The organism is Halorubrum ruber, assembly GCF_018228765.1.
Classification (GTDB): domain Archaea; phylum Halobacteriota; class Halobacteria; order Halobacteriales; family Haloferacaceae; genus Halorubrum; species Halorubrum ruber.
The window spans coordinates 128630-151901 of sequence record NZ_CP073695.1; the positions used below are offsets into that span (position 1 = coordinate 128630).

Annotated in this window: 17 protein-coding genes, 2 tRNA genes and 2 pseudogenes; 7 read left to right on the plus strand and 14 right to left on the minus strand. The window is 68.1% G+C overall.

What is annotated here, in order from left to right; genetic code table 11:
• Positions 1 to 66: 66 nt before the first annotated feature.
• Positions 67 to 225 carry a DUF7317 family protein gene (locus tag J7656_RS00605; protein ID WP_017341892.1) on the minus strand — a complete coding sequence of 53 codons (159 nt, stop codon included), beginning with the start codon at positions 223 to 225 and terminating at the stop codon, positions 67 to 69.
• A 315-nt stretch (positions 226 to 540) separates the two neighbouring features.
• Here J7656_RS00605 and J7656_RS00610 point away from each other — a divergent pair, with 315 nt between their 5' ends.
• Positions 541 to 1662 carry an anthranilate phosphoribosyltransferase gene (locus tag J7656_RS00610; protein ID WP_017341891.1) on the plus strand — a complete coding sequence of 374 codons (1122 nt, stop codon included), beginning with the start codon at positions 541 to 543 and terminating at the stop codon, positions 1660 to 1662.
• Positions 1663 to 2138: 476 nt separating this feature from the next.
• Here the strand turns inward: J7656_RS00610 and J7656_RS00615 are convergent, their stop codons facing one another.
• The 3 genes from J7656_RS00615 to J7656_RS00625 form a co-directional block, all read right to left on the minus strand.
• Entirely contained in the window at positions 2139 to 2978 is an 840-nt protein-coding gene (locus J7656_RS00615; protein WP_211553774.1) for an NAD+ synthase, read from the minus strand.
• A 69-nt stretch (positions 2979 to 3047) separates the two neighbouring features.
• Positions 3048 to 3710: an NUDIX hydrolase gene (locus tag J7656_RS00620; RefSeq protein ID WP_211553775.1), complete on the minus strand. Its 663-nt coding sequence runs from the start codon at positions 3708 to 3710 to the stop codon at positions 3048 to 3050.
• A complete protein-coding gene (locus tag J7656_RS00625) occupies positions 3707 to 4090 on the minus strand; it encodes a hypothetical protein (RefSeq protein ID WP_211553776.1) in 384 nt (127 codons plus the stop codon). Before J7656_RS00625 ends, J7656_RS00620 begins: the two co-directional genes overlap by 4 nt.
• A 123-nt stretch (positions 4091 to 4213) precedes the next feature.
• Here J7656_RS00625 and J7656_RS00630 point away from each other — a divergent pair, with 123 nt between their 5' ends.
• The 3 genes from J7656_RS00630 to J7656_RS00640 all read left to right on the plus strand — a co-directional run bounded on the left by J7656_RS00630 (position 4214) and on the right by J7656_RS00640 (position 7100).
• The gene (locus tag J7656_RS00630) at positions 4214 to 5170 is read left to right on the plus strand and encodes a DUF5787 family protein (RefSeq protein ID WP_211553777.1); all 957 of its coding nucleotides are present in this window, start codon (positions 4214 to 4216) and stop codon (positions 5168 to 5170) included.
• Between the two features lie 35 nt (positions 5171 to 5205).
• Entirely contained in the window at positions 5206 to 5613 is a 408-nt protein-coding gene (locus J7656_RS00635; protein WP_017341886.1) for a CBS domain-containing protein, read from the plus strand.
• Between the two features lie 122 nt (positions 5614 to 5735).
• Positions 5736 to 7100 (plus strand): LLM class flavin-dependent oxidoreductase, encoded by a 1365-nt coding sequence (locus J7656_RS00640; RefSeq protein ID WP_211553778.1) that lies wholly within the window; start codon positions 5736 to 5738, stop codon positions 7098 to 7100.
• Positions 7101 to 7471: 371 nt separating this feature from the next.
• Here the strand turns inward: J7656_RS00640 and J7656_RS00645 are convergent, their stop codons facing one another.
• Positions 7472 to 7945 carry a deoxyuridine 5'-triphosphate nucleotidohydrolase gene (locus tag J7656_RS00645; RefSeq protein WP_017341884.1) on the minus strand — a complete coding sequence of 158 codons (474 nt, stop codon included), beginning with the start codon at positions 7943 to 7945 and terminating at the stop codon, positions 7472 to 7474.
• Positions 7946 to 8220: 275 nt separating this feature from the next.
• Between J7656_RS00645 and J7656_RS00650 the strand changes: the two genes are divergently transcribed.
• The gene (locus tag J7656_RS00650) at positions 8221 to 10206 is read left to right on the plus strand and encodes an aconitate hydratase (RefSeq protein WP_017341883.1); all 1986 of its coding nucleotides are present in this window, start codon (positions 8221 to 8223) and stop codon (positions 10204 to 10206) included.
• Positions 10207 to 10915: 709 nt separating this feature from the next.
• On the opposite strand, the gene J7656_RS00655 is transcribed toward J7656_RS00650, so the two are convergent.
• The 9 genes and pseudogenes from J7656_RS00655 to J7656_RS00695 all read right to left on the minus strand — a co-directional run bounded on the left by J7656_RS00655 (position 10916) and on the right by J7656_RS00695 (position 22710).
• Positions 10916 to 11569: a 30S ribosomal protein S7 gene (locus J7656_RS00655; protein WP_017341882.1), complete on the minus strand. Its 654-nt coding sequence runs from the start codon at positions 11567 to 11569 to the stop codon at positions 10916 to 10918.
• The gene (locus J7656_RS00660) at positions 11566 to 11994 is read right to left on the minus strand and encodes a 30S ribosomal protein S12 (RefSeq protein ID WP_004599087.1); all 429 of its coding nucleotides are present in this window, start codon (positions 11992 to 11994) and stop codon (positions 11566 to 11568) included. Before J7656_RS00660 ends, J7656_RS00655 begins: the two co-directional genes overlap by 4 nt.
• A gap of 205 nt (positions 11995 to 12199) precedes the next feature.
• A complete protein-coding gene (locus tag J7656_RS00665; protein WP_211553779.1) occupies positions 12200 to 13012 on the minus strand; it encodes a DUF7537 family lipoprotein in 813 nt (270 codons plus the stop codon).
• Positions 13013 to 13057: 45 nt separating this feature from the next.
• Positions 13058 to 13477 carry a NusA-like transcription termination signal-binding factor gene (locus J7656_RS00670; protein WP_211553780.1) on the minus strand — a complete coding sequence of 140 codons (420 nt, stop codon included), beginning with the start codon at positions 13475 to 13477 and terminating at the stop codon, positions 13058 to 13060.
• A complete protein-coding gene (locus tag J7656_RS00675) occupies positions 13477 to 16161 on the minus strand; it encodes a DNA-directed RNA polymerase subunit A'' (RefSeq protein WP_211553781.1) in 2685 nt (894 codons plus the stop codon). The genes J7656_RS00670 and J7656_RS00675 overlap by 1 nt, the downstream gene beginning before the upstream one ends.
• Positions 16154 to 19087, minus strand: coding sequence for a DNA-directed RNA polymerase subunit A' (locus J7656_RS00680; RefSeq protein ID WP_192812418.1), 2934 nt, complete (start codon positions 19085 to 19087; stop codon positions 16154 to 16156). The genes J7656_RS00675 and J7656_RS00680 overlap by 8 nt, the downstream gene beginning before the upstream one ends.
• A pseudogene (rpoB, locus tag J7656_RS00685) lies at positions 19088 to 20916 on the minus strand (DNA-directed RNA polymerase subunit B).
• A gap of 2 nt (positions 20917 to 20918) precedes the next feature.
• Positions 20919 to 22483: pseudogene (locus tag J7656_RS00690) on the minus strand (DNA-directed RNA polymerase subunit B'').
• Positions 22480 to 22710 (minus strand): DNA-directed RNA polymerase subunit H, encoded by a 231-nt coding sequence (locus J7656_RS00695; RefSeq protein WP_004599097.1) that lies wholly within the window; start codon positions 22708 to 22710, stop codon positions 22480 to 22482. Before J7656_RS00695 ends, J7656_RS00690 begins: the two are co-directional and overlap by 4 nt.
• 276 nt (positions 22711 to 22986) lie before the next feature.
• Between J7656_RS00695 and J7656_RS00700 the strand changes: the two genes are divergently transcribed.
• Together J7656_RS00700 and J7656_RS00705 are read left to right on the plus strand one after the other, a co-directional pair.
• Positions 22987 to 23059: transfer RNA gene (locus J7656_RS00700), tRNA-Asp, on the plus strand.
• A gap of 29 nt (positions 23060 to 23088) precedes the next feature.
• A tRNA-Asp gene (locus J7656_RS00705) sits at positions 23089 to 23161 on the plus strand.
• The last annotated feature ends 111 nt before the right edge of the window (positions 23162 to 23272 follow it).

A 23272-nucleotide genomic window follows, 5' to 3' on the forward strand; every position in this document is an offset into this window, starting at 1 on the left:
ACGTACCGGTTTCGGAGGGTCGTCGAGCGTCAGCGGGACGCGTGTCGTCGGAGACGAGCGCGCGTCTCAGTCGTCCGCGGGAGCGTCGCCCGGCGTCGGGGCGAACGCCCGGGCGCTCTCTTCCAGCTGCGTCGTCGAGCAGCCGCCGACGGTCGCGGCCTGTTCGAGCGTCAAGGTGCGGGAGCGGTACAGCGTGAGCGCGGTGGCGACGGATTTGGACGTCATCGGGTACAACCAGTTAGTAGATGGACGAACATATAACTCTGACGCTATTTAGACCCCGATACAAACTGTAATTCGGATAGAACCGTTTGAACGTATATATAATCCTCTCTATATCGTACATTCGTCCTGTTATAGTATGCGAACCAGTACCACGGATCCGGCGGGATCGACCTCGCCGTCCCGGCTCGTCGCTCGCGCGCGACGGGTCGGCAGGTCGGTTCGGGTCCAAGTCGGCGGGGCGGAGCCGGTCCGTTCCGTTCCCGGCGCGCGGGAGTCGAACGGGGGACTTTTCGTCGGAGAACCCGAACGGCACGTATGGCTCAGGCGACTCAGGAGTTCGGCGACTGGCCCCTCAAGCGGCTGATGACCGAGGTCTGCGGCTCCGGCCACAAGTCGGCCGACGACCTGACGCGCGCGCAGGCGACCGAGGCGTTCGAGCGGATCCTCGCGGGCGAGCCGGACCCGACGACGCTCGGGGCGTTCTGGCTCTCCAACCGCTGGAAGCGAAACACGCCCGAAGAACTCGGTGCGTACGTCGACGTGATGTGCGACCGCGTCGAGTACGCGGAGCCCGACGTCGACCCCGTCGACTGCGGCGCCAACTACGACGGCAAGGGCCGGACCGCGATCCTCGGCGTCGCCGCGGGCGCGGTCGCGGCCGCGGCCGGGACCCCTGTCGTCGTCCACTCCGGCGACCGCGTGCCGACCCAGAAGCAGGACTCGTACAAGCACGTCCTCGACGAGCTCGGCGTCCACACCGAGCTGACGCCGTCGGACTCCGCCGACATGGTCGACGAGACCGGCTTCGGCTTCTACTACCAGCCCGCGTTCAACCCCGCCATCGACGACCTGTTCGACCGGCGCGACCAGATGGGCGTCCGGACGTTCGTCAACACGGTCGAGACGCTGGCGAACCCCGCGGGCGCCTCGACGCACCTCGGCTCCTTCTACCACCTCGCGTTCGCGAAGAAGGTGGTCGATACGTTCGTGGAAAGCGAGTTCCACGACCTCGACCGCGTCTTGATGTTCCAGGGAATGGAGGGGTACGACGACGTGCGCCCCGGCTACACGAAGGTCGCCGAGTGGGACGCGGCGGGCGACGCGGGCGGCGACGCGAGCGAGGGCAACGCCGAGGCGGCCGGCAGCGAGGGTGCGAGCTTCACCGACTTCGAGATCGAAACCGCCGAGTACGGGATGGACCTCGAAGAGGACGACCTCGCGGTCGACGATGTCGCGGCCGAGTCGGCCGCGATCACCGAGGCGGTGCTGGCCGGCGAGCGTGACGGCGCCTTCGCGGACGCGGTCGCGGTCAACGCCGCGCTCCGGATCTACGCGGGCGAGGACGCGGACTCCATCGAGGAGGGCCTCGACGCGGCTCGCGAAGTCATCGACGACGGCTCCGCGTACGAGGTTCTAGAGGAACTGCGGGAGTTCTGAGAACCGTCGCGTCCTCGGGATTCAGTTTGTGATCGAGCGATATTGCTGTCGGACATTTATAAATAATCGAGGCTCTACGACAAATTCCTCCAAAGCCCCAGCCGCTCGCCTATAAATAGATAATAGCAGATCGGTGGCGAACACCTCCAAAGCCCCAGCCGCGAGGCGGTACGTGATCGATAACTCTCCGGTGGACGCCTCCAAAGCCCCAGCCGCGAGGCTGACGCACGCTCGCTGCGGTCCTCGTCACTCACTTCGTTCGTTCCTGCGGTCCTTACGTCGCCTGCGTCAGCCTCGCGGCTGCCCCTTTGAGTCCCACCCCGCCCCGCACAGCACCTCACGCCTCCCCAGCCTCGTCGGCCTCCCTACGGTCGGCCGACTCCCTCGCGCGTGCTGCTTCGCGGCCAAGGGCCGCTCGCAGGCACGCGCCACCGCGTCAGTTCTTTATAAGTATTCGTCGAGGCGCGGTCAACTACTTATAAGTCGCGATCGGGCGCGGGCGGCATCGCCCGCTTGTGGGCGCTGCGCTCGTAGAGGTCGACCACGCGGTCGACGGCTTCTGCCGGGACGTCGAGTTCGCGGACCGTCGCCGCGCGCGAGAGGCCGCCGTCGACGTGGACCGCGAGGATGGCGTCGACGGTGTCGTAGTCGAGCCCCATCTCCTCGGCGTCAGTCTGGCCCTCCCACATACCCGCCGTCGGCTCCTGCATCACGAGGTCGCGGTCGACGCCGACGTGCGCGGCCAGCTGGCGGACCTGCTGTTTGTAGAGGTTCCCGATGGGGTTACAGTCGACCGCCTGGTCGCCGTATTTCGTGTAGTAGCCGGTCATCGCCTCGGCGCGGTTTCCGGTGCCGAGGACGACCCGATTTTCGGCGTTGGCGACGAAGTAGTTCAGCACGGCGCGGGTGCGGACGTAGACGTTGCCCGCGGCCGTGCGGTCCTCCGCCGCCTCCGGGACGGCGTCGAAGAAGGTCTCCGCGATCGGCTGGATCTCGATCACGTCGTACTCGACCCCGAGGTCGTGAGCGACGCGCTCCGCGTCGCTCATCACGTCCGCGTCGTTCACGGCCGAGGGCATCGTGAGCCCGTGGAGGCCGTCCTCGCCGAGCGCCTCGACCGCGAGGTGCGCGGTGAGCGTCGAGTCGATACCACCCGAGAGGCCGAGGACAGCGCCCTCGGCGCCCGCGTCGTCGACGACGTCGCGGATGAACGAGACGATGCGCTCGCGGGTCGCTTCCAGCTCCTCCTCCGAGAGGCGGAGATCGAGCGGGGGGTCGTCCGACAGCAACACCGACTGCTCCGAGGTCTGACTCATGAGCGAGTAGAGGTGCCGAGGCGACTAATACCTCCCCGTCGGCGCCGGGAACTGGACGCGCGTCGGGTTCTACAGCAGTCCTTCCTCTTCGGCCAACAGCAGCCCCTCCAGCGTCGCGTCGTTCGTCGGCGGCTCCCGGGCGATTTCGAGCGCCTCGTCGACCGGGACCGACCGCGGGGCGAGAAACTCGTTGCTGTCGTGGTCGACGTCGACCGGCTCTAACCCCTCCGCGAACACGTAGCCGCGCGTGTGACGCAACACGCCCGTCGAACACCACACCTCCTGGAGCAGCGACGTCGACGAGGGCTCGAAGCCGGTCTCCTCGGCGAGCTCGCGCGCGCCCGCCTCGGTGTACGACTCGCCGGACTCGACGATTCCGGCGGGGAGTTCCAGTTGGGTGTTCCGCACGGTGGGCCGGTACTGCTCGACGAACAGCACCCGGTCGTCCGCGACCGCGACGATCACCGTCGCGGGCGACAGCTCCGCCCAGTAGTAGTTCTTCTCCGTCCCGTCGGGCTGCTCGACGCGGTCGTAGCCGCCGACGAACCACCCCTCGTCGTACTCGACGACGACCTCCTTCACCGGCCACTCGGGCTCGCCCGGCAGCGAGTGGTTGCGGCCGTCGGCGAACGCGGGGAGGTCGCGGAGGTCGGCCGCCGGGGCGTCGGGGTCGGGGGCGGCGGGGTCGTCGGAGGCGTCGCCCGCGTCGGAGTCAGCGTTCTCGCGCGTCACGGGCGGACCACCTCCGCGTGGTACACCTGGCCGTCGCGGCGCACCCGCACGCCGGTCTCCGTCGAGGCGTTCGGCACCTGCCGGGTGAGCGCGTCCACCTCGTCGAACGGCGTGTGCGTGAACCACTCCTTCATCCCGTACGGACCGGTCTGGTACCCCGCCGACCGACCGTCGTCGCTCTCTATCGCGCCGATCAGGTACGGGTACCGCCTGTCGGAGACGTTGTTCACGTCGGCGGCGGTGCCGTTCGTCTCGATCGGTTCGACCGTGAGGTAGTAGGGATCGCCGCTCCCGAGGTAGCTGGGGAGGGCACCGAGCGCGAGCAGCGCGACGACGACCAGAGCGATGGCGATGAAGACGTTCCGGGTGACCCGGCGCATGGTCGCCGTAGGGGGCGGCGGGGAATACCGGTTTCGACCGACGAGATGCCGGTCGGCGAGGTGAGCGCCGAACCGGGCGCCGCGCGGCGACGCGTTTTATACCGCGGCGCCCCTGCCGACGGTATGGAGTATCGGTTCGAGCTGGCGCTTTGCGCCGCGCTCGAATCCCCGGACCGAGTCGTCGCCCGCCAGCTCGGCGCGGGCGTCGAGACGCCGGGCACGCGGATCGTCGACGTCTGCCTGCTGTCGCCGGGCCCCGACTTCGACGACCGCGCCGCCGTCAGCGCCGAGCGGATCCCGGACCCCGCCATCGAGGCCGCGGTCGGCCCCGGCGAGGCCGTCCCCGTCCGCGACGCGTTCGACCTCCCGCCGGATCGGGCCGCCGCCGTCGTCGAGCGCGCGGTCGAGGTCGGCTACCTCGAACGCGAGCGGCGGAACGGGCGGCCGGTCGTGCGCGCGACCGCGCGCTACCCGGACGACTGGGTCGGGGAGCTCGTCGCCGTCGAGAACAAGCCCGACCTCGGGACGCCCGGCGACCTCGAGGCGCAGCTGCGCTACGACGCCGCGCTCGGCCTGTTCGACGAGGTCGTCCTCGCGACCGCCTCCTACGTCACCCGCGCGCACCTCAACCGGATCCCCGACGCGGTCGGCGTCTGGCGGTTCGATCCGGAGACGGGGGAGCGCGAGGTCGTCCGCGAGCCGACGCCGCTCGACCCAGACGCGCCCGGCGTTGAGATCCGCGCGGAGCGTCCCTCCCGCACGGAGGTCGCCTTAGTCGACCCCGAGGCCAAGGCGCGCAAGCGGCGCCGGATCGCCGAGCGCGCGTACGGGAAGGGGTGGCGCCCCGACCCGCCGGCGTGCGCGCACGGCGAGGCGACCGCTGACGGCCGGCCGCGCTGCGCGCACTTCGACCGCGTGGTCGACCCCGGCCGCGAGTGCGGGAGCGGGTGTCCGGCCTTCGAGCCCGCCGACCCGCCGGCGGCGGACCGAGAGGGGCTTCGAGACGAGCGGACGGCGTGGGTCGCGGACCCCGACGGGGGCGGCCCGCGCCGCCAGTCCGGGCTCTCGCGGTACCTGTGAGAACGCTTATACGGCGAGGGCGGGTGTTTCCGGATATGGACGAGATCGAAGACGTCTTTGTGGCGCGGCTGATGTCGACGGGCCTCCACACGGTGACGCCGGACACGCTTGTCGAGGACGCGGCCGCGGTGCTGCTCGAGAACGACATCAGCTCGGTGCTGGTCGTCGACGACGACGGCGACCTCGTCGGAATCTTAACCTCGACGGACTTCGTCGACATCGTCGCGAAGAGCCAGCCGAAGGCCGAGACGACCGTCGAGCGGTACATGACGCCCGACCCGATCACCGCGGGCGCACAGGACGACGTCGCGGCCGTCGCCGCGACGATGCTCGAACACGGGTTCCACCACGTGCCGGTCGTCGACGGGAAGACCCCCATCGGCATCATCACCACCTCCGACTTCGCGGCGTACGTCTCCTCGCCGGAGTCCGTCTCGGCGTAGCGCCGCCTCGGAGCTGTCGGCCGGCTCGGTGCGTCGAGGCGGTCGCATCCGAGGCGTCCGCGACGGCGACAAGTGCCGCCACTTCCTGTGTCCGTATTACCCCGGAGCGCGTACCGAGGTCCGTGTCCGATCACCTACACCTCAACCTCTTCACCATGTCCTCGGTCGAGCACGTCTCGCCCGGGTCGTGGCGGTACCCCGGCGACCGGTCGGCGGACTACGCCGACCGCGAGTACTGGACCGAGGTCGCGCGCACCGCCGAGCGCGGCGGCTTCGACGCCGTGTTCTTCGCGGACGTGCGCGGGATCTACGACGTGTACGGCGATGATCGAGAGGTCGCCGTCGAGAAGGCGGTTCAGACCCCCGCGAACGACCCGCAGCTCGTCGTGCCCGCGATGGCGGAGGTCACGGACGACCTCGGCTTCGCGGTGACGCGCTCGACGACGTACACCCACCCCTACCAGCTCGCGCGGGAGTTCTCGACGCTCGATCACCTCACCGATGGGCGAATCGCGATCAACGTCGTCACCTCCTACTTAGAGTCGGCCGCCGAGAACCTCGGCCTCTCGGAGCGGATGGACAAGGAGACGCGCTACGACCGCGCCGACGAGTTCCTCGACGTCTGTTACAAGCTGTGGGAGGAGTCGTGGGACGACGACGCCGTCGAGGTCGACCGCGAGGCCGGGCGGTATTCGGACCCCGAGAAGGTCCACGCCATCGACCACGAGGGCGACCACTTCTCGGTGCCGGGCCCGCACGGCTGCGAGCCGTCCCCCCAGCGCACTCCGGTCATTTACCAGGCCGGCTCCTCCGACCACGGCCGGTCGTTCGCCGCGCGCAACGCCGAGGCCGTCTTCGCCAGCCAGCCGACCGAGGAGGGCGTCGTCGAGTACATGGACGACGTGAAATCGCGCGCGGCCGACGCCGGCCGCGACCCCGAGAGCCTCCGCTTCTTCATCGGCGTGGTGCCGGTCGTCGGCGAGACGCAGGCGCTCGCGGAGGCGAAGCACGCGGAGTACAAGCGCCACGTCGACGTCGAGGCGACGCTCGCGCTCCTCTCCGGCTTCCTCGATATGGACCTCTCGGAGCTCGACCCCGACCAGAAGGTCGAGCACATCGAGACGGACGCGATCCAGGGGACGATGAACGCGTTCACGAAGGCCCAGCCCGACCGGGAGTGGACAGTCCGCGAGGTCGCGGAGTTCTGCGGGCTCGGCACCACCTCGCCGACGATCGTCGGGACCCCGGAGGTGATCGCGGACGAGCTCCAGCGCTGGCACGAGGAGGTCGGCGTCCACGGGTTCAACGTCAAGGAGGTCGTCCGTCCGGACTCGCTCGTCGACTTCGTCGACCTGGTCGTCCCGGAGCTGCGCGAGCGCGGACTGGTCCCCCCAGCCGACGCGGAGCCACCGGGCGAGACGCTCCGCGAGCGGCTCCTCGGCGAGGGGCAGACGGAACTCCGCGCGGACCACCCCGCCCGGCAGTAGCGCGCGGAGACCGCTCGGACCTGACTCGACCGAACGCCGTCGCGTGGTTTCGCGGCTCGTATTAGCGAGCTGTTGTGAACGAATTGCCGCTAACTAATACGACAACGCTGCCGCCCCCGGCACGCTTAAGTGTCTACCACCGCTTGTCTCAGGTGACGCTTCGCTTGGAGGGCCGAAGCGTCAGCGGGGACCTACAGAACGACACGCCCGTGCCACCTTTTCCCGGCACGGGCGTGCCGTTCGTTCCTTTACTCACCGAGCGAGCCGCTCGCACAGCCGCGGGCAACGACCGTTCCGCGCCGACTGGGACTCAACGACCGTTCCGCGCCGACCGAGACTGTACGTAGCCGGCCCGCAGAAGACGCCGTTCTTCAGAGGTTCTCCCGCTGGTACGCGCCGTCGTACGTCCCCTCGTGGTCGGCCTCGGCGAGGACGAGCTGCGCGATCCGCGCGCCCGGCTCGATCTCGATCGGGTGGCCGATGTCGAGTCGCCCCTCGCCGACCCCCTCGTAGCCGGCGTCCCACACCGCGGTGTCGAGGGTACAGGCGTTACGCAGCAGCGTCGAGCGCGGGAGGACGAACCCGATCCGCTCTTCCGGGATCCGCACCGGCTCGCCGTAGCGGACGACGTAGCTCCCGCGTTCGAGCCGGTAGCAGTCGCCACGGGGCTCCAGCTCCCGTCGCTCGGCCACGCGCTTTCCGTCGCGCCCGAGCCGGCCCGGTTCGGTCTGTGCGAACACCGCGTCGAGGGTGAGGTCGACGCCGTTCGGCTGTCGCTGCGCGTCGTCGAGGTCGGCGCCGGCCGCCTCCAGCGCCGCCGCGACCGCGGCTCCCGAGTCGAACATGCGCGTCCGGAACCGCGGGCGAGGCAAAACGGTGTCGCCCGCGGCGCGCGACGAGGAGGGACGAATCAGCCGTTTTTGCCGCGACCGTTGAAACCCTCGATTTCGTCCGTTTCAGGCGATTAATGACCTAAAATACACTGGACGGCTACGTATTTCACGGTGCGTGGTATCACGCGGAGATCACAGCGAGAGTTGCCGCATCGAGGGATCTAACACGGTCGATCTTCGGGAAACTCGCGGGTTTTATATCCACGGGACGGCCATCTTGGCGTGATATGGGACAAACGATTACGGAGAAGATCCTCGATGACCATCTCGTCGAGGGCGAGCTGACGCCCGGCGAGGAGATCGGCATCGAGATCGACCAGGTGCTGACGCAGGACACGACGGGGACGATGGTGTGGCTGCAGTTCGAGGCGCTCGACTTAGACGAGGTCCAGACGGAGCTGGCCGCGCAGTACTGCGACCACCAGACGTACCAGTTCGACTTCAAGAACACCGACGACCACCGCTTCCTCCGCTCGGCGGCCGGCACGTACGGCGCGTACTTCTCCCGGCCCGGGAACGGCATCTGCCACCAGGTCCACAAGGAGAACTTCGCGGCGCCCGGCAAGACGCTGCTCGGCTCCGACTCGCACACGCCGACCCCCGGCGGGCTCGGCCAGCTCGCGATCGGCGCCGGCGGGCTCGACATCGCCGTCGCGATGGGCGGCGGCCCCTACTACGTCGAGATGCCCGAGGTCGTCAACGTCCACCTCGAAGGCGAGCTCCCCGAGTGGGCGACCGCGAAGGACATCGCGCTCCACCTGCTCGGCGAGCTGACCGTCAAGGGCGGCGTCGGCAAGATCTTCGAGTACACCGGCCCCGGCGCCGAGCAGCTCACGATCCCCGAGCGCACCACGATCACGAACCTCGGCACCGAGCTCGGCGCCACCTCCTCGATCTTCGCGACCGACGAGAAGACGAAAGACTGGCTCGCGCGCCAGGACCGCGAGGAGGAGTACGTCGACCTCCAGCCCGACGACGACGCCGAGTACGCGGAGACGATCGAGGTCGACTTAAACGAGCTCGAGCCGCTCGTGGCCGCGCCGTCGATGCCCGACAACGTCGCCCCCGTCAGCGAGTACGAGGGCACCGACGTCGAGCAGGTCATCGTCGGCTCCTGTACCAACGGCGCCTACGAGGACATCCTCCCCAGCGCGAAGATGCTGGAGGACCGCGAGGTCGCCAAGCAGACCGAGATGATCGTCGCGCCCGGCTCGAAGCAGGCCTCCGAGATGCTGGCCCGCGAGGGCTGGACCGCGGAGATGATGGCGGCCGGCGTCAACTTCTCCGAGGCGACCTGCGGCGCGTGCATCGGCATCGGCCACGTGCCCGCCTCCGACTCCGTCTCGCTGCGCACCTTCAACCGCAACTTCGAGGGTCGCTCCGGCATCGAGGACGACTCCGTCTTCCTCTGCTCGCCCGAGGTCGCCACCGCGGCGGCCATCACCGGCGAGATCGTCGACCCGCGCGACCTCGCGGACGAGCTCGGCGACCTCGAGGCGCCCGGCCTCGAGATGGGGACGAAGTACGGCCCCGGCATGGGAGAGTCCGACTCGGATATCATCTCGCCCGACGAGGCGATCGACGACGGGCTCGTTAAGGGCCCGAACATCGGCGACGTGCCGCTGAAGGACGACATCGACGTGGACGGCGGTGAGGCCCTCCTCAAGATGGAGGACAACATCACCACCGACCACATCATCCCGGCGACCGCGGACATCCTCAAGTTCCGCTCGAACATCGAGAAGCTCTCCGAGTTCACGCTCTCGCGCGTGGACGACACGTTCGCCGACCGCGCGCTCGCCGCCGACGGCGGCGTTCTCGTGGCCGGCGAGAACTACGGCCAGGGCTCCTCGCGCGAACACGCCGCGCTCTGTCCGATGTATCTCGGCATCGAGGCCGTCTTCGCCCAGAGCTTCGCCCGCATCCACAAGGCGAACCTCTTCAACTTCGGGATCGTCCCGCTGGCGATCGACGAGGAGACGTACGAGAAGATCGAGCAGGGAGACGACCTCGCGATCGTCGACGACGTGCCCGCGGGCGTCCGCTCCGGGCAGGAGGAGTTCACCGTGAGCGTCAACGGCGAGTGGGAGTTCACCGCCGACCTCGACGCCTCCGAGCGCGAGCGCGATATCCTCGCGGCCGGCGGCAAGCTCTCGTGGGTCAAACAGCAGCACGCCGACGGCGGCTCCGGCGCGGCGCCGGCCGACGACTGAGCGCGCTGTCCACCGAGCGAAGCCAGTTCAGACCTCCGAATTCGCTTTTTTTCGCCGGACCCACCTCGTAGCGGCGGCTACCGACTTGCGAATTGGCGACGCTTTCGGCTGTGATCGATTCCGGGAGTGAGTATCGCAGATCGGTAGCGGCGATTCAGTATTTAAATAATCGCCAGCGGCGCCAACGGTCGTTTATAAATGCCGGTGCGGTGGCGCGCGCCTCCGAGTGGCCGCCGAAGGCGGCCGCGAGGAGCGCGTGCGAGGGAGTCGGGCGCAACGAGGGCGACCGAAGGGAGCCCGAAGGCGCGCCCGACGAGGCTGGGGAGGCGTGAGGTGCGGGTGCTGTGCGGTGCGGGGCGGGACTCAAAGGGGCAGTCGCGAGGGCGAAGCACGCCGTAGCAAGCACCGCAGCGAGGGAGCGAAAGCGACCGAGTGAGGAGCGCAGCAAGGCGCGCGAGCCGTCGCGACTGGGGCTTTAGAGGTCGTCAGCGCAACGCGGTTGACTGTTTATAAACGGCCGATAGCAACACCGCGCTCCGCTTTATAAACGACCACACTCACGACGTACTACACCCACTCCAGCTGTCGATTACAGTTCTTCCGATCACGACACGCGTCTCGTCGCCGACGTAGCGCCGCCGCTCTATACGTGGGATCGAAACGAAAAACCGCGAGACGCGTCCCGTCGGTCCGAACGCTGAAACCGGCGTTAGCGGGCCGCGGCGGCGACGCGCTCGCGCTCTTCCTTCTGCGAGATGGAGTAGGAGCCCTCGACGTCGTAGTCGGCGGCGGCGACGAGCTCGTTGGCGAGCGCCTCGGCAGCCGCGGTCGTCGACTTGTACGTCGCGCTGGCGACGGCGTCGGAGATGAACAGCAGCGCCTGATCGACGCGGCGCTGGGGCGCGACGTCGACCGCCTTCGGGACGGAGATGCCGCCGTACTTCAGGCGGACGGTCTCCTCGCGAGGCGCGGCGTTCTCGACGGCCCGGACGAGCACCTGGACCGGGTTCTCCTCGGTCCGCTCGTGGACGATGTCGAAGGCGTCGCGGACGATCCGCGTCGCCTGCTGCTTCTTGCCCGTGTTCTCGTCGGTCTGCATCAGGCGGTTGATCAGCCGCTCGACGAGAGAGATCTCGGACTTCTTGAACTGTTTCGACGCGTGGCGACCCATCGTGTGCGCGATGGGCGTCACGGTCATGTAGCGCTTCGTCGAGGGGTCCTCGTAGGCGATCTCGGTGACGTCCCAGACGCCGAACAGCTTGGCGTTCTCGTTGGCGGCCTCGCTGGAGGCGGGCGCGTCCGGGTCCGGCTCGTCGGCGGCGACGTCCTCCTCGGACGGCGCCTCGGTCTCCTCGCCGCTCATCTGACCGGCTTCTCCGCGTTGCCGCGAACCAGTTCGATCATCGACACGCCGTTGACCTTCTCGACCTTGTAGTTGACGCCGGAGAGGTCGCCCATCGCGCGGCCCTTCGCGCCGCCGATGCCGGCGATGGTGACCTCGTCGTGCTCGTCGATGAAGGAGATCGCGCCGTCACCGGGACAGAACGCGGTGACCTGCTTCCCGTTTTTGATGAGCTGAACCCGGACGCACTTTCGGATCGCCGAGTTCGGCTGCTTTGCCTCGATGCCGACCTTCTCGAGGACGATGCCGCGCGCCTGCGGGGCACCTTCCAGCGGGTCGGACTTCTTTTTGAGCCCGCGCTCGCGCCGAGCGTACTCGGAGTCGGACCAGCGGCGCTTCTGCCGGTCCTTTTTGAGCTTACGGGCCGCGTACTTGCCGTTCGCCATCGTACGCCTACTTCCGAACGGAGCTACTTAAGCGTCGTCTTTCTCCGTCGCGAAACGGCCTCAGATCCCCCGAGCGGTACCTCTCGACGGATCTGAGAGTGTTTCACGCAGATCCGTGATCGAAAACGACGGACGCTCGCTCCCGCTGAGCCGATAAGCCGGCGAGAGCGCCTGTCGTTCGATCGCGATCGAGCGCGTCCGAGCGTCAGCCGCTCGTCTCCTCGCGCGCCGTCTCGACCCACCCCGGCTCCGACACCGTCGCGCCGAGGTCCCGGTAGTCGATGTCGACGTCGACGGTCGCCTCCTGCCCGTCGTGCTCGCCCGCCCACGACTGGACGAGCCGCGGCACCACGCCGGACTCGTACACGTGAACGGTCGCTGACGCCGTCTCGACGGTCTCGGGGATGTTCCGGTCGCCCTCGAAGGCGTCGGCCGCGAACCGCGCGGTCGGCTCGCCGCGCACCTCGCCGCCGCCGTCGCTCGTCGGGTTCCACAGGTTCAGCCCCTCGTACTCCGTCTCGCCGCCCTCGGTCTGCCCCTCGACGCGGATTCCTGTCACCACCTCGGAGCGCATCGCCGACTCGAACTCCGCCGCCGACCGGTCCGTCGACTGGCGGGCGTACCGCGTCCCGTCGGCGGTCCGCCGGCGGATGAACGCCGTCCCGTCGGCGACGTACAGCTCCGAGACGTCCGGCTCGTCGGTCTCGGTCACCTCCTGTCGCACGTACTGGCGCCCGTTTTCGAGGTCGTACCGCGACTCGTACTCCTGTGAGGGGAGCCACGGGCTCGGCTCCGCGTCGCCCTCGTGGCTCGTCGCCGCCGTCGACGAGAGTGTGGCGCCCCCGGCGTCGACGAGCGCGTCGGCGTGTCGCTCCGCGAGCGTCGCGACGTCGAGGCCGTCCTCCGCCCGCCAGTCGGCGTCGGGGAAGGGTCGCTCCGCCGAGTCGCCGCCGAGACAACCGGCGGCGCCGACCGCGGCTCCGGCGCCGACCCCGGCGAGGAAGCGTCTCCGGTTCATACGACGAGAAACGGGCGGGGCGGCAAAAGGGCGCGGGTTCCCGGCTCAGGTCAGCTGGACGTCGTCGATGTCGTAGTGCCGCTCCGCGAGCTGGCGGGCAGTCTCGATGTTCGCGCCCTCCGCGCCGATGGCGACGCCCCGGTCCGCTTCGTCGACCTCGACGTACGCCACGCGGTCGTTCTGCTCGGAGATGGTGACGGCGTTGACGGCCGCCGGCGCGAGCGCGCTCGCGACGAACGCCTCGGCGGTGTCGGCGTCCTCGACCAGTTCGATCGACTTGTCGAGCCGCCGCTCGGCCTCCGCGACGGTCTCGCCGCCCTGGCCGATCGCGCTCGCCATCTCGCCGGCCGGGACCACGAACACGAGCCGGTCGCCCTCCACGAGGCAGTCCGTCGGCGTGACCCCGGTCAGCTCGTCGAACCGACCGATGTACTGCCGCGCCTCGTCGGAGAGCTCGACGTACATTAGTCGTCGCTCACGACGCGCGACCCCATCCGGAGGTCGACGTCGCCGGTCCCCATCGAGATGGGCTTGCCGGCGATGACGTTCTCGATGACGCCGTCGAGGTCGTCGTACTCGCCGTGGATCGCGGCGTCGAGCAGGTGGTTGACCGTCACCTCGAACGCCGCGCGCGCGAGCACCGAGTCCTTGTTGCCGGAGATGCCGTGCCGGCCGATCGATTCGATCTCGCCGTTGTTCGTCATGATGTCGGCGACGAGCATGAGGTGGCGGACGTTCACGTCGTCGAGCCCCTGCTCTTCGAGCGTGTTCTTCGTCTCGTCGATGATCGTCTCGCGGGCGGCCTCGACCCCGAGGTTGCGGTAGATCTCGTGGATGTTGTTACACGTCGTCCGCGAGGCGTCGACGCCCTCGATGTCGAGGGTGTCGCCGAACGCCGACCCCTCGGTGTAGAGGACGAACTCCTCGTCGCCGTCGATCTCCTCTTTGCGGATGACGACGCGCTCGATCTCCTCGATCCCCTTGAACACGATCTCCCGGAGCTTCTCGACGAGCTGGAGCAGCTCGCGGTAGCTCGGCTCGTTGGGACCGAACTCGATGACCGTGCCGGCCTGCCGGGCGTCGACGCCCAGCGAGTCCTCGATCGTCTCGGCGATGATCTCCGCGACCTCCGTCGCGTCGGAGTGGGTTGGCCACCGCTCCAAGAGCGTGTCGTCGTTTAAGTCGATCCGGACCAGCATGTCTGCGACGTTCGTCGACACGTCGCCGAGCGCGAGGATGCGCGTGGCCTCGATCGACCAGACGACCTCGTGAGCCTTCTCGCGGTCGGTCGCGTACTCGCCGTCGAGGTGGACCGTCATCATCGGCGTGTCCGGCGTCTTCCGGGCGTCCACCAGCTCGATGAGCCGGGGGAGCCCCTGCGTGACGTCGATTTCTGCGACGCCAGCGTAGTGGAACGTGTTCATCGTGTTGTGCGTCACGACGCCTTCTGCCGTGGTGAACGTCTCCAGTCCCTCGACGGAGAAGTCGTACACGTGGTCGTGTTCCGTCGGTACGGCTTCGATCGACTCGATGCGGTCCCACACAACGTCGCCATCGACCGCCTGACGGAGTTCGTCGAGCGCCTCCGAGTCGACGCCGGCCTCCTCCGCTTCGTCAACGAGCCGTCGGAGCCGGGAGCGGCCGATCCGCTGGCGGTTCGACGCCGCGTTTACCTGTCGGCTCGGAATGCCGGCGTCGGACGCGACCTCGCGGAGCGCGTCACCGAAGTTCGGAACCTGATCGGTGGCGTCCGGCCCCGTCTCATCGATTTCGGCGGCCGCGGCGTCGAGTTCGTCCCCCCGCTCGCCGACCATCCCGATCCGGTCGGCGAAGCGCTGGACGTGTTTCTTCGGCACGCGGAGCGTCCGCGACGCGTCCTGTTCGCCGAGTGTCGCGTACACGTCGAAGCGAGCGAGCAGCAGCGCGATTCCCGCGGTGAGCCGGTCGCTCGTCGAACTGGAACGGACCGCGCTTTCCGCGACGTTGCCGTCGCCGCTGAAGTACCCACGGAGCAGCCCCCGGACGAACTCGTCGTTCGCGCCGAACGCGAAGCCCGGAACGATCTTCCGCTCGTCTTCCGTACACGCAGCGCGCAGGAAGTCGGCGAGGATCGTCCCGTTCACGCGAACGTCGTAACCGCGGGCGAACCCGCTGTCGTTCTCGTACTCGTTCACCGAGAGGTCGAACCGGTCGGCGAACGTTCGAATCCCGTCTTGGAACGTCTCGTCGACGTTCGAGACGGAGACGTAGTGGTCCGTCAGCGACCCTTCCGCGAGCCACGCGCCGACGAAGAACCCGGTATCCGCGTCGAGCGGGAAGCGTTCCGGGAGACCGACCGTCCCGCCGGTCGGATAGACGGTCTCTTCGTCGAGGTCTCCCGCGTCGAGCGCGTCGCGCTTGTTGCGGAGCTGATCCGCTCCGACCGGAGCGGTGTCGACGCCGCCGTCAGCGAGCGTCGAGGTGTACCAGTAATCGGTTGCTGGGAGGTACTCCCGGAGGTCGACCTCGTCGTCGCCGTCGCTCTCGTACGATCCGACGACCGGGAGCCAGTCGCCCGTTTCGAGCTCGTTGCCGGTGACCGGGACGACCTCGTTGTCGCGTCGGGTGACGAACGAGTGGGCCTTCGTCGCCCGGATCGTCCGACCGGACTCGAGTTCGAACCGAAGCAGCTCGTCCGGCGCGTCGTGGCGACTGACCTCTTCGACGGGCTTCCAGCGCACACCCTCGTCGCCGTCGAGGCTGAGCGTCTCCAGCCCGTCGGGCGCGAGCCCGACCTCGTGGTCGTCTACTGACCGGGACTCGCGGGACGTGAGTACCTCGTCGACGAGCGGACCGATCTCGACGATGTCGGTCGTTCCGTTCCGCCGAACCACGACGCGCTCGTCGTGCGGGACGCTCATCTGCGTCCCGGGCTCGCCGATCGACTGCGCCGAGACCGTCCCGACCGGGTCGAGCGGGTCGACCCGCGTCTGCTCGTAGCGGTTCACGACGCCCTCGACGATATCGGTCGCCTGTTCGATGGTAACTTCGCCGGCCTCCTCGGCCTTCCGGTCGATGGCGTCGTACACCTTCGTCTTGAGTCGGCGGGGGAGCTCGGTCGCCTCCACGACCGCCTCCATGTCGTCGGTGACGCCGTCGTACTCAGTCATCGGACTCCACCCCCGGCCCGCCGGCCTTGTTGAGCCCTGGCCCGGCGTGCTCCGAGAGGTTCGTCGGCGGCTCGCGCTCGCCGAGGAACCGCTCCTTCTCCTCGTCGGAGGCGAACTCGGCGTCGACGACGCGGTCGACGATGCCGTCGACGTCGATGCCGTCCTCCTCGCCGGAGGAGACCTTCACCGGCGAGGTGCCGTCCTCGCCGAACTCGAACTGGACGATCCGGCCCGAGGTGTCCCGAACCGTGCCGTCGTACTGCGCCTCCAACTCGGAGAGCGCGTTGATGAGCCGCCGCTGGAGGTAGCCGGACTTGGAAGTCCGGACCGCCGTGTCGACGAGCCCCTCGCGGCCGCCCATCGCGTGGAAGAAGAACTCCTGGGGCGTGAGCCCGCCGCGGTAGGAGTTCTCCACGAAGCCGTGCGCCTCCGAGGAGAGGTCGTTCGGCCGGTAATGCGAGAGCGTCCGGTCCTCGTAGCCGCGGTTGATCCGCTCGCCGCGGACCGCCTGCTGGCCGACCGAGCCGGCCATCTGCGTCAGGTTCAGCATCGAGCCGCGGGCGCCCGAGCGGGCCATCACGACCGCCGGGTTGTCGTCGCCGAAGTGCTGGTCGGCGATCTCCCCGGCCGAGTCGCGGGCCTTCCCGAGCGTCTGCATGATCTTCATCTCGAGCGTCTCGTCGACGCCGCGGCCCGGGAGCGACTCAAGCTCGCCGGCCTCGTACGTCTCGATGAGCTCCTGAACGCGGTCGTAGGCGCTCTCGATCGCCTCGTCGACCTGCTCTTCGGCCTCCGGCGGGATCGACTCGTCGTCGATCCCGATCGAGAACCCGAAGTTCATGATCGCGCGCATCGCCAGCGACGCGATCTCGTTGATGAACACGCGGGCGCGGGTCTCCCCGTACTCCTTGGTGAGCGTGTCGACGACCTCGCCGCCGAACGCGCCGACCGCGTCCTCGTCGATGGTCCCCTCGATCAGCTGGCCGTCCTCGATGACGACGCTGTCGCCGGCCGAGGAGGTAAAGGAGAGATCCAGATCGTCTGGGAGCAGCTCCGAGAACAGCGTCCGGCCGGTCCAGAACTCGCGGCCGTCGTCGTCGACGCCGTCCGCCTCGGGCAGCTCGTCCACGCGCGTGGCGCGCAGCAGGTCCAGCGCCTGCGTCTCCGTGAACTCGGGGTTCGAGTGGGTGAGGAGGTAGGTGCCGGAGATGTGGTCCTGGATCGCGCCGATGATGTTCCCGCCGAAGCGGGGCGAGAGGATCTGCTCTTGGACGCGCATAAGGACGCGGGCCTCGGCGCGGGCCTCCTCGTTCTGGAGCGCGTGCATGTTCATCTCGTCGCCGTCGAAGTCGGCGTTGTACGGCGGACAGACGACGGTGTTGAGCCGGAACGTCTTGTACGGCATCACCACGACCTCGTGGGCCATGATGGACATCCGGTGCAGCGAGGGCTGGCGGTTGAAGATCACGATGTCGCCGTCGACGAGGTGGCGGTTTACCTCCCAGTCGGCCTCGACTTTTTCGGCCAGCTCCTCGCAGTTCTTCTCGGTCACCTTCAGCCGGCGACCGTCGGGGCGGCGCACGTAGTTGGCGCCGGGGTGGGCCTCGGGGCCGTTCCGGACGTACTGGCGCGCCTCCTCGACGTTGCGCTCGGTGACGTTGAGCGTCTGGGTCATCTCCTTCGCCACGCGGTCGGGCACGCCGACCTCGTTCAGCGAGAGCGTCGGGTCCGGCGAGATAACGGTACGAGCGGAGAAGTTGACGCGCTTCCCGGAGAGCGATCCGCGGAAGCGGCCCTCCTTCCCCTTCAGCCGCTGGCTGAGGGTCTTGAGGGGGCGGCCGGAGCGGTGTCGCGCCGGCGGCGTCCCGCTGATCTCGTTGTCGACGAACGTGGTGACGTGGTACTGTAAGAGCTCCCAGAGGTCCTCGATGATCAGCTGCGGGGCGCCCGCCTCGCGGTTCTCCATGAACCGCTGGTTGATCCGGATGATGTCGACCAGCTTGTGCGTGAGGTCGTCCTCGGAGCGCTGGCCGTTGTCCAGCGTGATGGAGGGACGGGTGGTCACCGGCGGCACCGGCAGCACCGTCAGGATCATCCACTCCGGGCGGGAGTGCTCGGAGTCGATGCCGAGGACCTCGAGGTCCTCGTCCGGAATGTCCTCGAACCAGTCGCGGATGTCCGAGGGCATCAGCTTGTTCATGTCCTCCTCGGTGAGGTCGACGTCTAACGCCTTCTCGATGGCGCGGCGGTCCTCCTTGCGCGGGCGGAACTCGCCGGCCATGATCTCGTTGATCCGGTCGACGGCGATGTCGGTCTCGTCGGCGAGCTCCTGCGGCGAGGTGCCCGGGTCGTCCGCCTCCTCGTCGGGCTGCATCGCGGCCGCGATGCGCTCGGAGTAGTCGCCCGAGAGCACGTCCTGGACCTCGTAGTACGTGGTCGGCTTCTCGTGTTTGATGTCCGCCTGCGGCTCGCCGCAGAACGGACAGGTGGACGCCTTCCGGGCCTGCCGGACGGCGGCCTTCAGCACGTCGTGCTCGTCGTCGCCCAGCTCCTTCGCCCGCTCGTAGCGGTCGCGGAACTCGTCGCGCTGCGCCTCGTCCAAGGCGAGCTTCCCGCACTCGCGGCACGTCGAGCGGAGCAGCCGCCGGATGAGCTTGGTGAAGCCCACGTGGATGACCGGGGCGGCCAGCTCGATGTGGCCGAAGTGGCCGTTACAGGAGCCGGAGTGGGAGCCGCAGGTTCGACACTCTAAGCCGGGGTCGATGACGCCCAGTCGCGGGTCCATCAGCCCCATGTCGATCGGATAGCCGTCGTCGTCGTACGTGTCGGCCGTGATCACCTTCGTCGCGGACATGTCCCGGTACGTCTCCGGGTCCATGAGGCCGAAGTCGATCCCGCCGAGCACTTTCGGTGTTTGCGTTGACATCTAAATCGCGTCCTCCAGTTCGAGTTTCGGTCGGATGCCGAGGGCGATCATCTCGTCGAGCAGGAGCTTGAACGCGTAGCTAACCTCCAGCTCGTGGATGTCGTCCTCGTCGCCCGTCACCGGGTCGTACACGCGGCGCTGCTCGCGGTCCTCGACGGCGACGAGCCCGGTTTCCGCGGAGACGTGGACCGTCTCGGCGTCCGAGGACTCTAACAGTCGCTCGTTGAGCACCATCGACGCGCCGTGGCCGATGATCGTGTCGCGCTCCATCTCCCCGACGCGCAGCCCGCCCTCGCGGGCCCGCCCCTCGGTCGGCTGGCGCGTGAGCACCTGGACCGGCCCGCGCGAGCGGGCGTGGAGCTTGTTCGACACCATGTGGTACAGCTTGTGGTAGAAGATCGTCCCGACGAAGATCTCGGCGTCGATCTTCTCGCCGGTGACGCCGGAGTACATGACCTCCTTGCCGGAGGATTCGAAGCCGTGTTCCTCTAACTGGTCACGGAGCTCCTCCTCGTCTTCGCCCTGGAACGGCGTGCCGTCGACCCGCGAGCCGCGCAGCGAGCCGACCTTGCCGCCGAGCATCTCCAGCACGTGGCCGACCGTCATCCGCGACGGCAGCGCGTGCGGGTTCATCACGAGGTCGGGGACGACCCCTCTTCGGTAAACGGCATGTCCTCCTGGGGCGCGAGGTGGCCCACGACGCCCTTCTGGCCGTGTCGGGACGCGAACTTGTCGCCCAGCTCGGGGACGCGCTGGTCGCGCACCTTCACCTTCGAGAGCTTGGAGCCGTCCTCGCCCTCCATCAGCGTCACGGTGTCGACGACGCCCGACTCGCCCGAGCGCATCGTCACCGAGGTCTCGCGGCGCTTCTGCGGGGAGAGCCCGCCCATGTCGTCGGGCTCCTCAAGGAAGCGCGGCGGGCTGGTCTTGCCGAGCAGCACCGAGGACTCGTCGACCTTCGTCTCGGGGTTGACGAGGCCGTCCTCGTCGAGGTGCGTGTAGGCGTCCTCGCCGCGGGCGCCGCGCACGTCCTGTTCGGGGATCTCGAAGCGGTCCTCCTGACCGCCGGGGTAGCGGCGCTCCTCGCCCTCGTAGGTCCGGAAGAAGTGCGAGCGGGTGAGCGCGCGGTCGACGGAGCCCTGATTCATCACGAGGGCGTCCTCGATGTTGAAGCCCTCGTAGGACATCACGGCGACGACGAAGTTCTGCGCCGCCGGCCGCTTGTCGAAGCTGATCTGGTCGGACGTCTGCGTCTTCACCATCGCCAGCTGCGGGTAGTGGAGGAGGTGCTGACGCGTGTCGGGCCGGATCCGGTAGTTCGCGGAGGGGAGCCCGAGCGACTGCTTCATCATCCCCGCGCCCATCGTAATCCGGGGCGAGGCGTTGTGCTCGGGGTACGGGATCATCCCCGCGCCGATGCCGAAGACGAGCTGCGGGTCGATCTCGAGGTGCGTGTGGTCCTCGGTCACGTCCTCCTCGTCGACGGCGACGAGGATGTCCTCCTCCTCCTCGGCGTCGATGAACTCGACGTAGCCGCGCTCGACGAGGTCCTCGAACTCCACGTCGCCGCGTTCGAGCGCCTCGATCTCCTCGTCGCCGAGGAGCGGCTCGCCGTTCTCGACGACGATGAGCGGGCGCCGCGCCCGCCCCGCGTCGGCGTTGACGATGACCTCGCGGGTCCGGTCTTTCACCGAGACGTTCACCATCTCCGAGACGTCGCCGCGGCGGCGCGCCTCGCGGATCTGTTCGGCGAGCTCGTCCGGGTTCTCGTGGGTGCCCACGAGGCTCCCGTTGACGTACACCTTCGCTTCGCGTTCTGCTTGTGCCATGATCAGTCGTCCGCCGTCTGTCGTTCGACGCCCTCGATGCCGGGGATCCCCTCGACACCCATCGACGCCAGTTCTCGTTTCAGCCCCTGTTCGTCCTCGACCGTCTGTGACAGCTCCATCGCCTGCGCGAAATTCTTCACGAGCCCGCAGTTCGGTCCCTCCGGCGTCTCGGAGGGACAGATGCGACCCCACTGGGTCGCGTGGAGGTCCCGCGCCTCGAAGTGCGGCTGCGACCGCGACAGCGGCGAGCGCAGGCGCCGGAGGTGCGAGAGCACGCCCATGTAGTCCGTCCGGTCGACGAGCTGGGAGACGCCCGAGCGGCCGCCGACCCAGTTCCCGGTCGCGATCGGGTGTTCGAGCCGCTCGGTCAACACGTCGGAGCGCACGACGGTGTTGACGGTGAGCTGCCGGTTCCGCATGTTGGCGCGTTCGAGCTGGTACTTCACGTCGCGCGCCAGCTTGTTCAGGGCGGTGCGGAACAGGTCGCGCATCAGGTCACCGGAGACCTTCAGGCGCTTGTTCGCGTAGTGGTCCTTATCGTCGGCCTCCCGGCGGTCGAGGGCGAGCTCGAAGCACGCCTCGGCCATCCGGCAGAGGTAGTACGCCTTGTTGATCCGCACGTCCTCCTCGTCGACGCCCTCCTCGTGGAGGTGCGGCAGGAGGTAGCGGTCGATGACGTAGTTCGCCCGCTTGAGCTGGTAGTTCTTCCCCTGACCGGAGGCGACGCGCTCGCCGAGGGTCTCGATCGCCCCTCGGTCGTCTGGACGTCGGCCTCCTCTAAGTTCTCCAGCATGAACTTCACGATCTCGGGGTCGTCAGAGACGCGGTGGACAATCTCCTCGTCGGACTCGAGTCCGAGCGCCCGGACGAGGGTCACGAAGTCGATGGAGCCGGAGACGGAGGGGAACGACACTTCGAGCAGCCCCTCGCGGTTGCGCTCACAGAGTACCAAGGCGCGGTACCCGCGGCGCTGGGAGAACGTCTTCGCGACCTGAATCTCGTCGCCGTACTTCGAGTCGTACTCCGCGAGGATCTTGTTCGGCGCCAGGTCCTCCGAGGTCATCAGCACGCGCTCGGAGCCGTTGACGATGAAGTAGCCGCCGGGGTCGACGGGGTCCTCGCCGATGTCGATGAGCTCCTCGTCGGAGAAGCCCGCCATGTTACACTTGTTCGAGCCGACCATGATCGGCATCCGGCCGACCTTGGTCTCGGTCGTGTCGACGACCTCCTCGGGCTCGTCCTCGCCGCCGCGCACGATGGACATCTCCATGAACACGGGCGCCGAGTAGGTGATGTTTCGGAGCCGCGCCTCCTGTGGGTACAGCAGCTCCTCGGAGCCGTCGGCCTCGCGGACGCGCGGGGTGACCATCCGCACGTCGCCGAGCTCGACGTACACCGGCTCCTGACCCTCCTTGTCGCCGATGTCCGTCTCGATGGTCTCCTTCTCGTCGACGACTTCCTGCATGCCGCGGTCCAGGAAGTTGTTGAACGAGCGGAAGTGGTGTTCGGCGAGCCGTTCGTCCGAGAAGTACTCGCGTGAAACCACGCGTCGGTCTTGCCTGTTCATGAGACGACTAATCGGTACACGACCGCCTCGTCGGTCGTTCGGGAGTCGCGAACGATCTTCACCACGTCGCCGACCTCGGCCTCGTCGGGGAGCGCGGGATCCGTGCGTTTGATCTTCGGTAAGTTCGTTTTCTTCACGTCGTACTCCGCCAGGACCTCCTCGACCTCTTCGGGGTCGTCGAGGAGAACGTGGTCCGGGACGAGTTCGTGTTGGCTTACGTCTACCATGGGTGCTGGTGGTGGGGAGAAGCTATCACGAGATACTACAGATACGTATATACGCCAGCGGCATAAGAGTTACCAAGCGCTGCCGCGCGCGGCTCACGGGCCGGGGCGTTCGACACTCCCACACACGCGAGGTCGACACAAAAGCATACCGGCCGCGACCGCGATTGCCCCCTCGGCGTCGCGGCTCGGACGCCCCAATTCCCTGTCACCGACCCGCACTCCCGTCAGGGATGACAAGCCTTATTTGCCAGACAGGGGTACGAACTGATGCGACAAGCCCGGATGGTGTAGTGGCCCATCATACGACCCTGTCACGGTCGTGACGCGGGTTCAAATCCCGCTCCGGGCGTCCCCCGTTTCGGGGCGCTGTCGCTGTTTGCCCGGATGGTGTAGTGGCCCATCATACGACCCTGTCACGGTCGTGACGCGGGTTCAAATCCCGCTCCGGGCGTTTTCGACGAACAACACGGCGAGCGTAGCGAGCCGTTCGTCGAAAACGGTCGCAAAAGGGATTTGAATCTGAGGACGAGCGAACGCAGTGAGCGAAGTCCTCCGGGTTCAA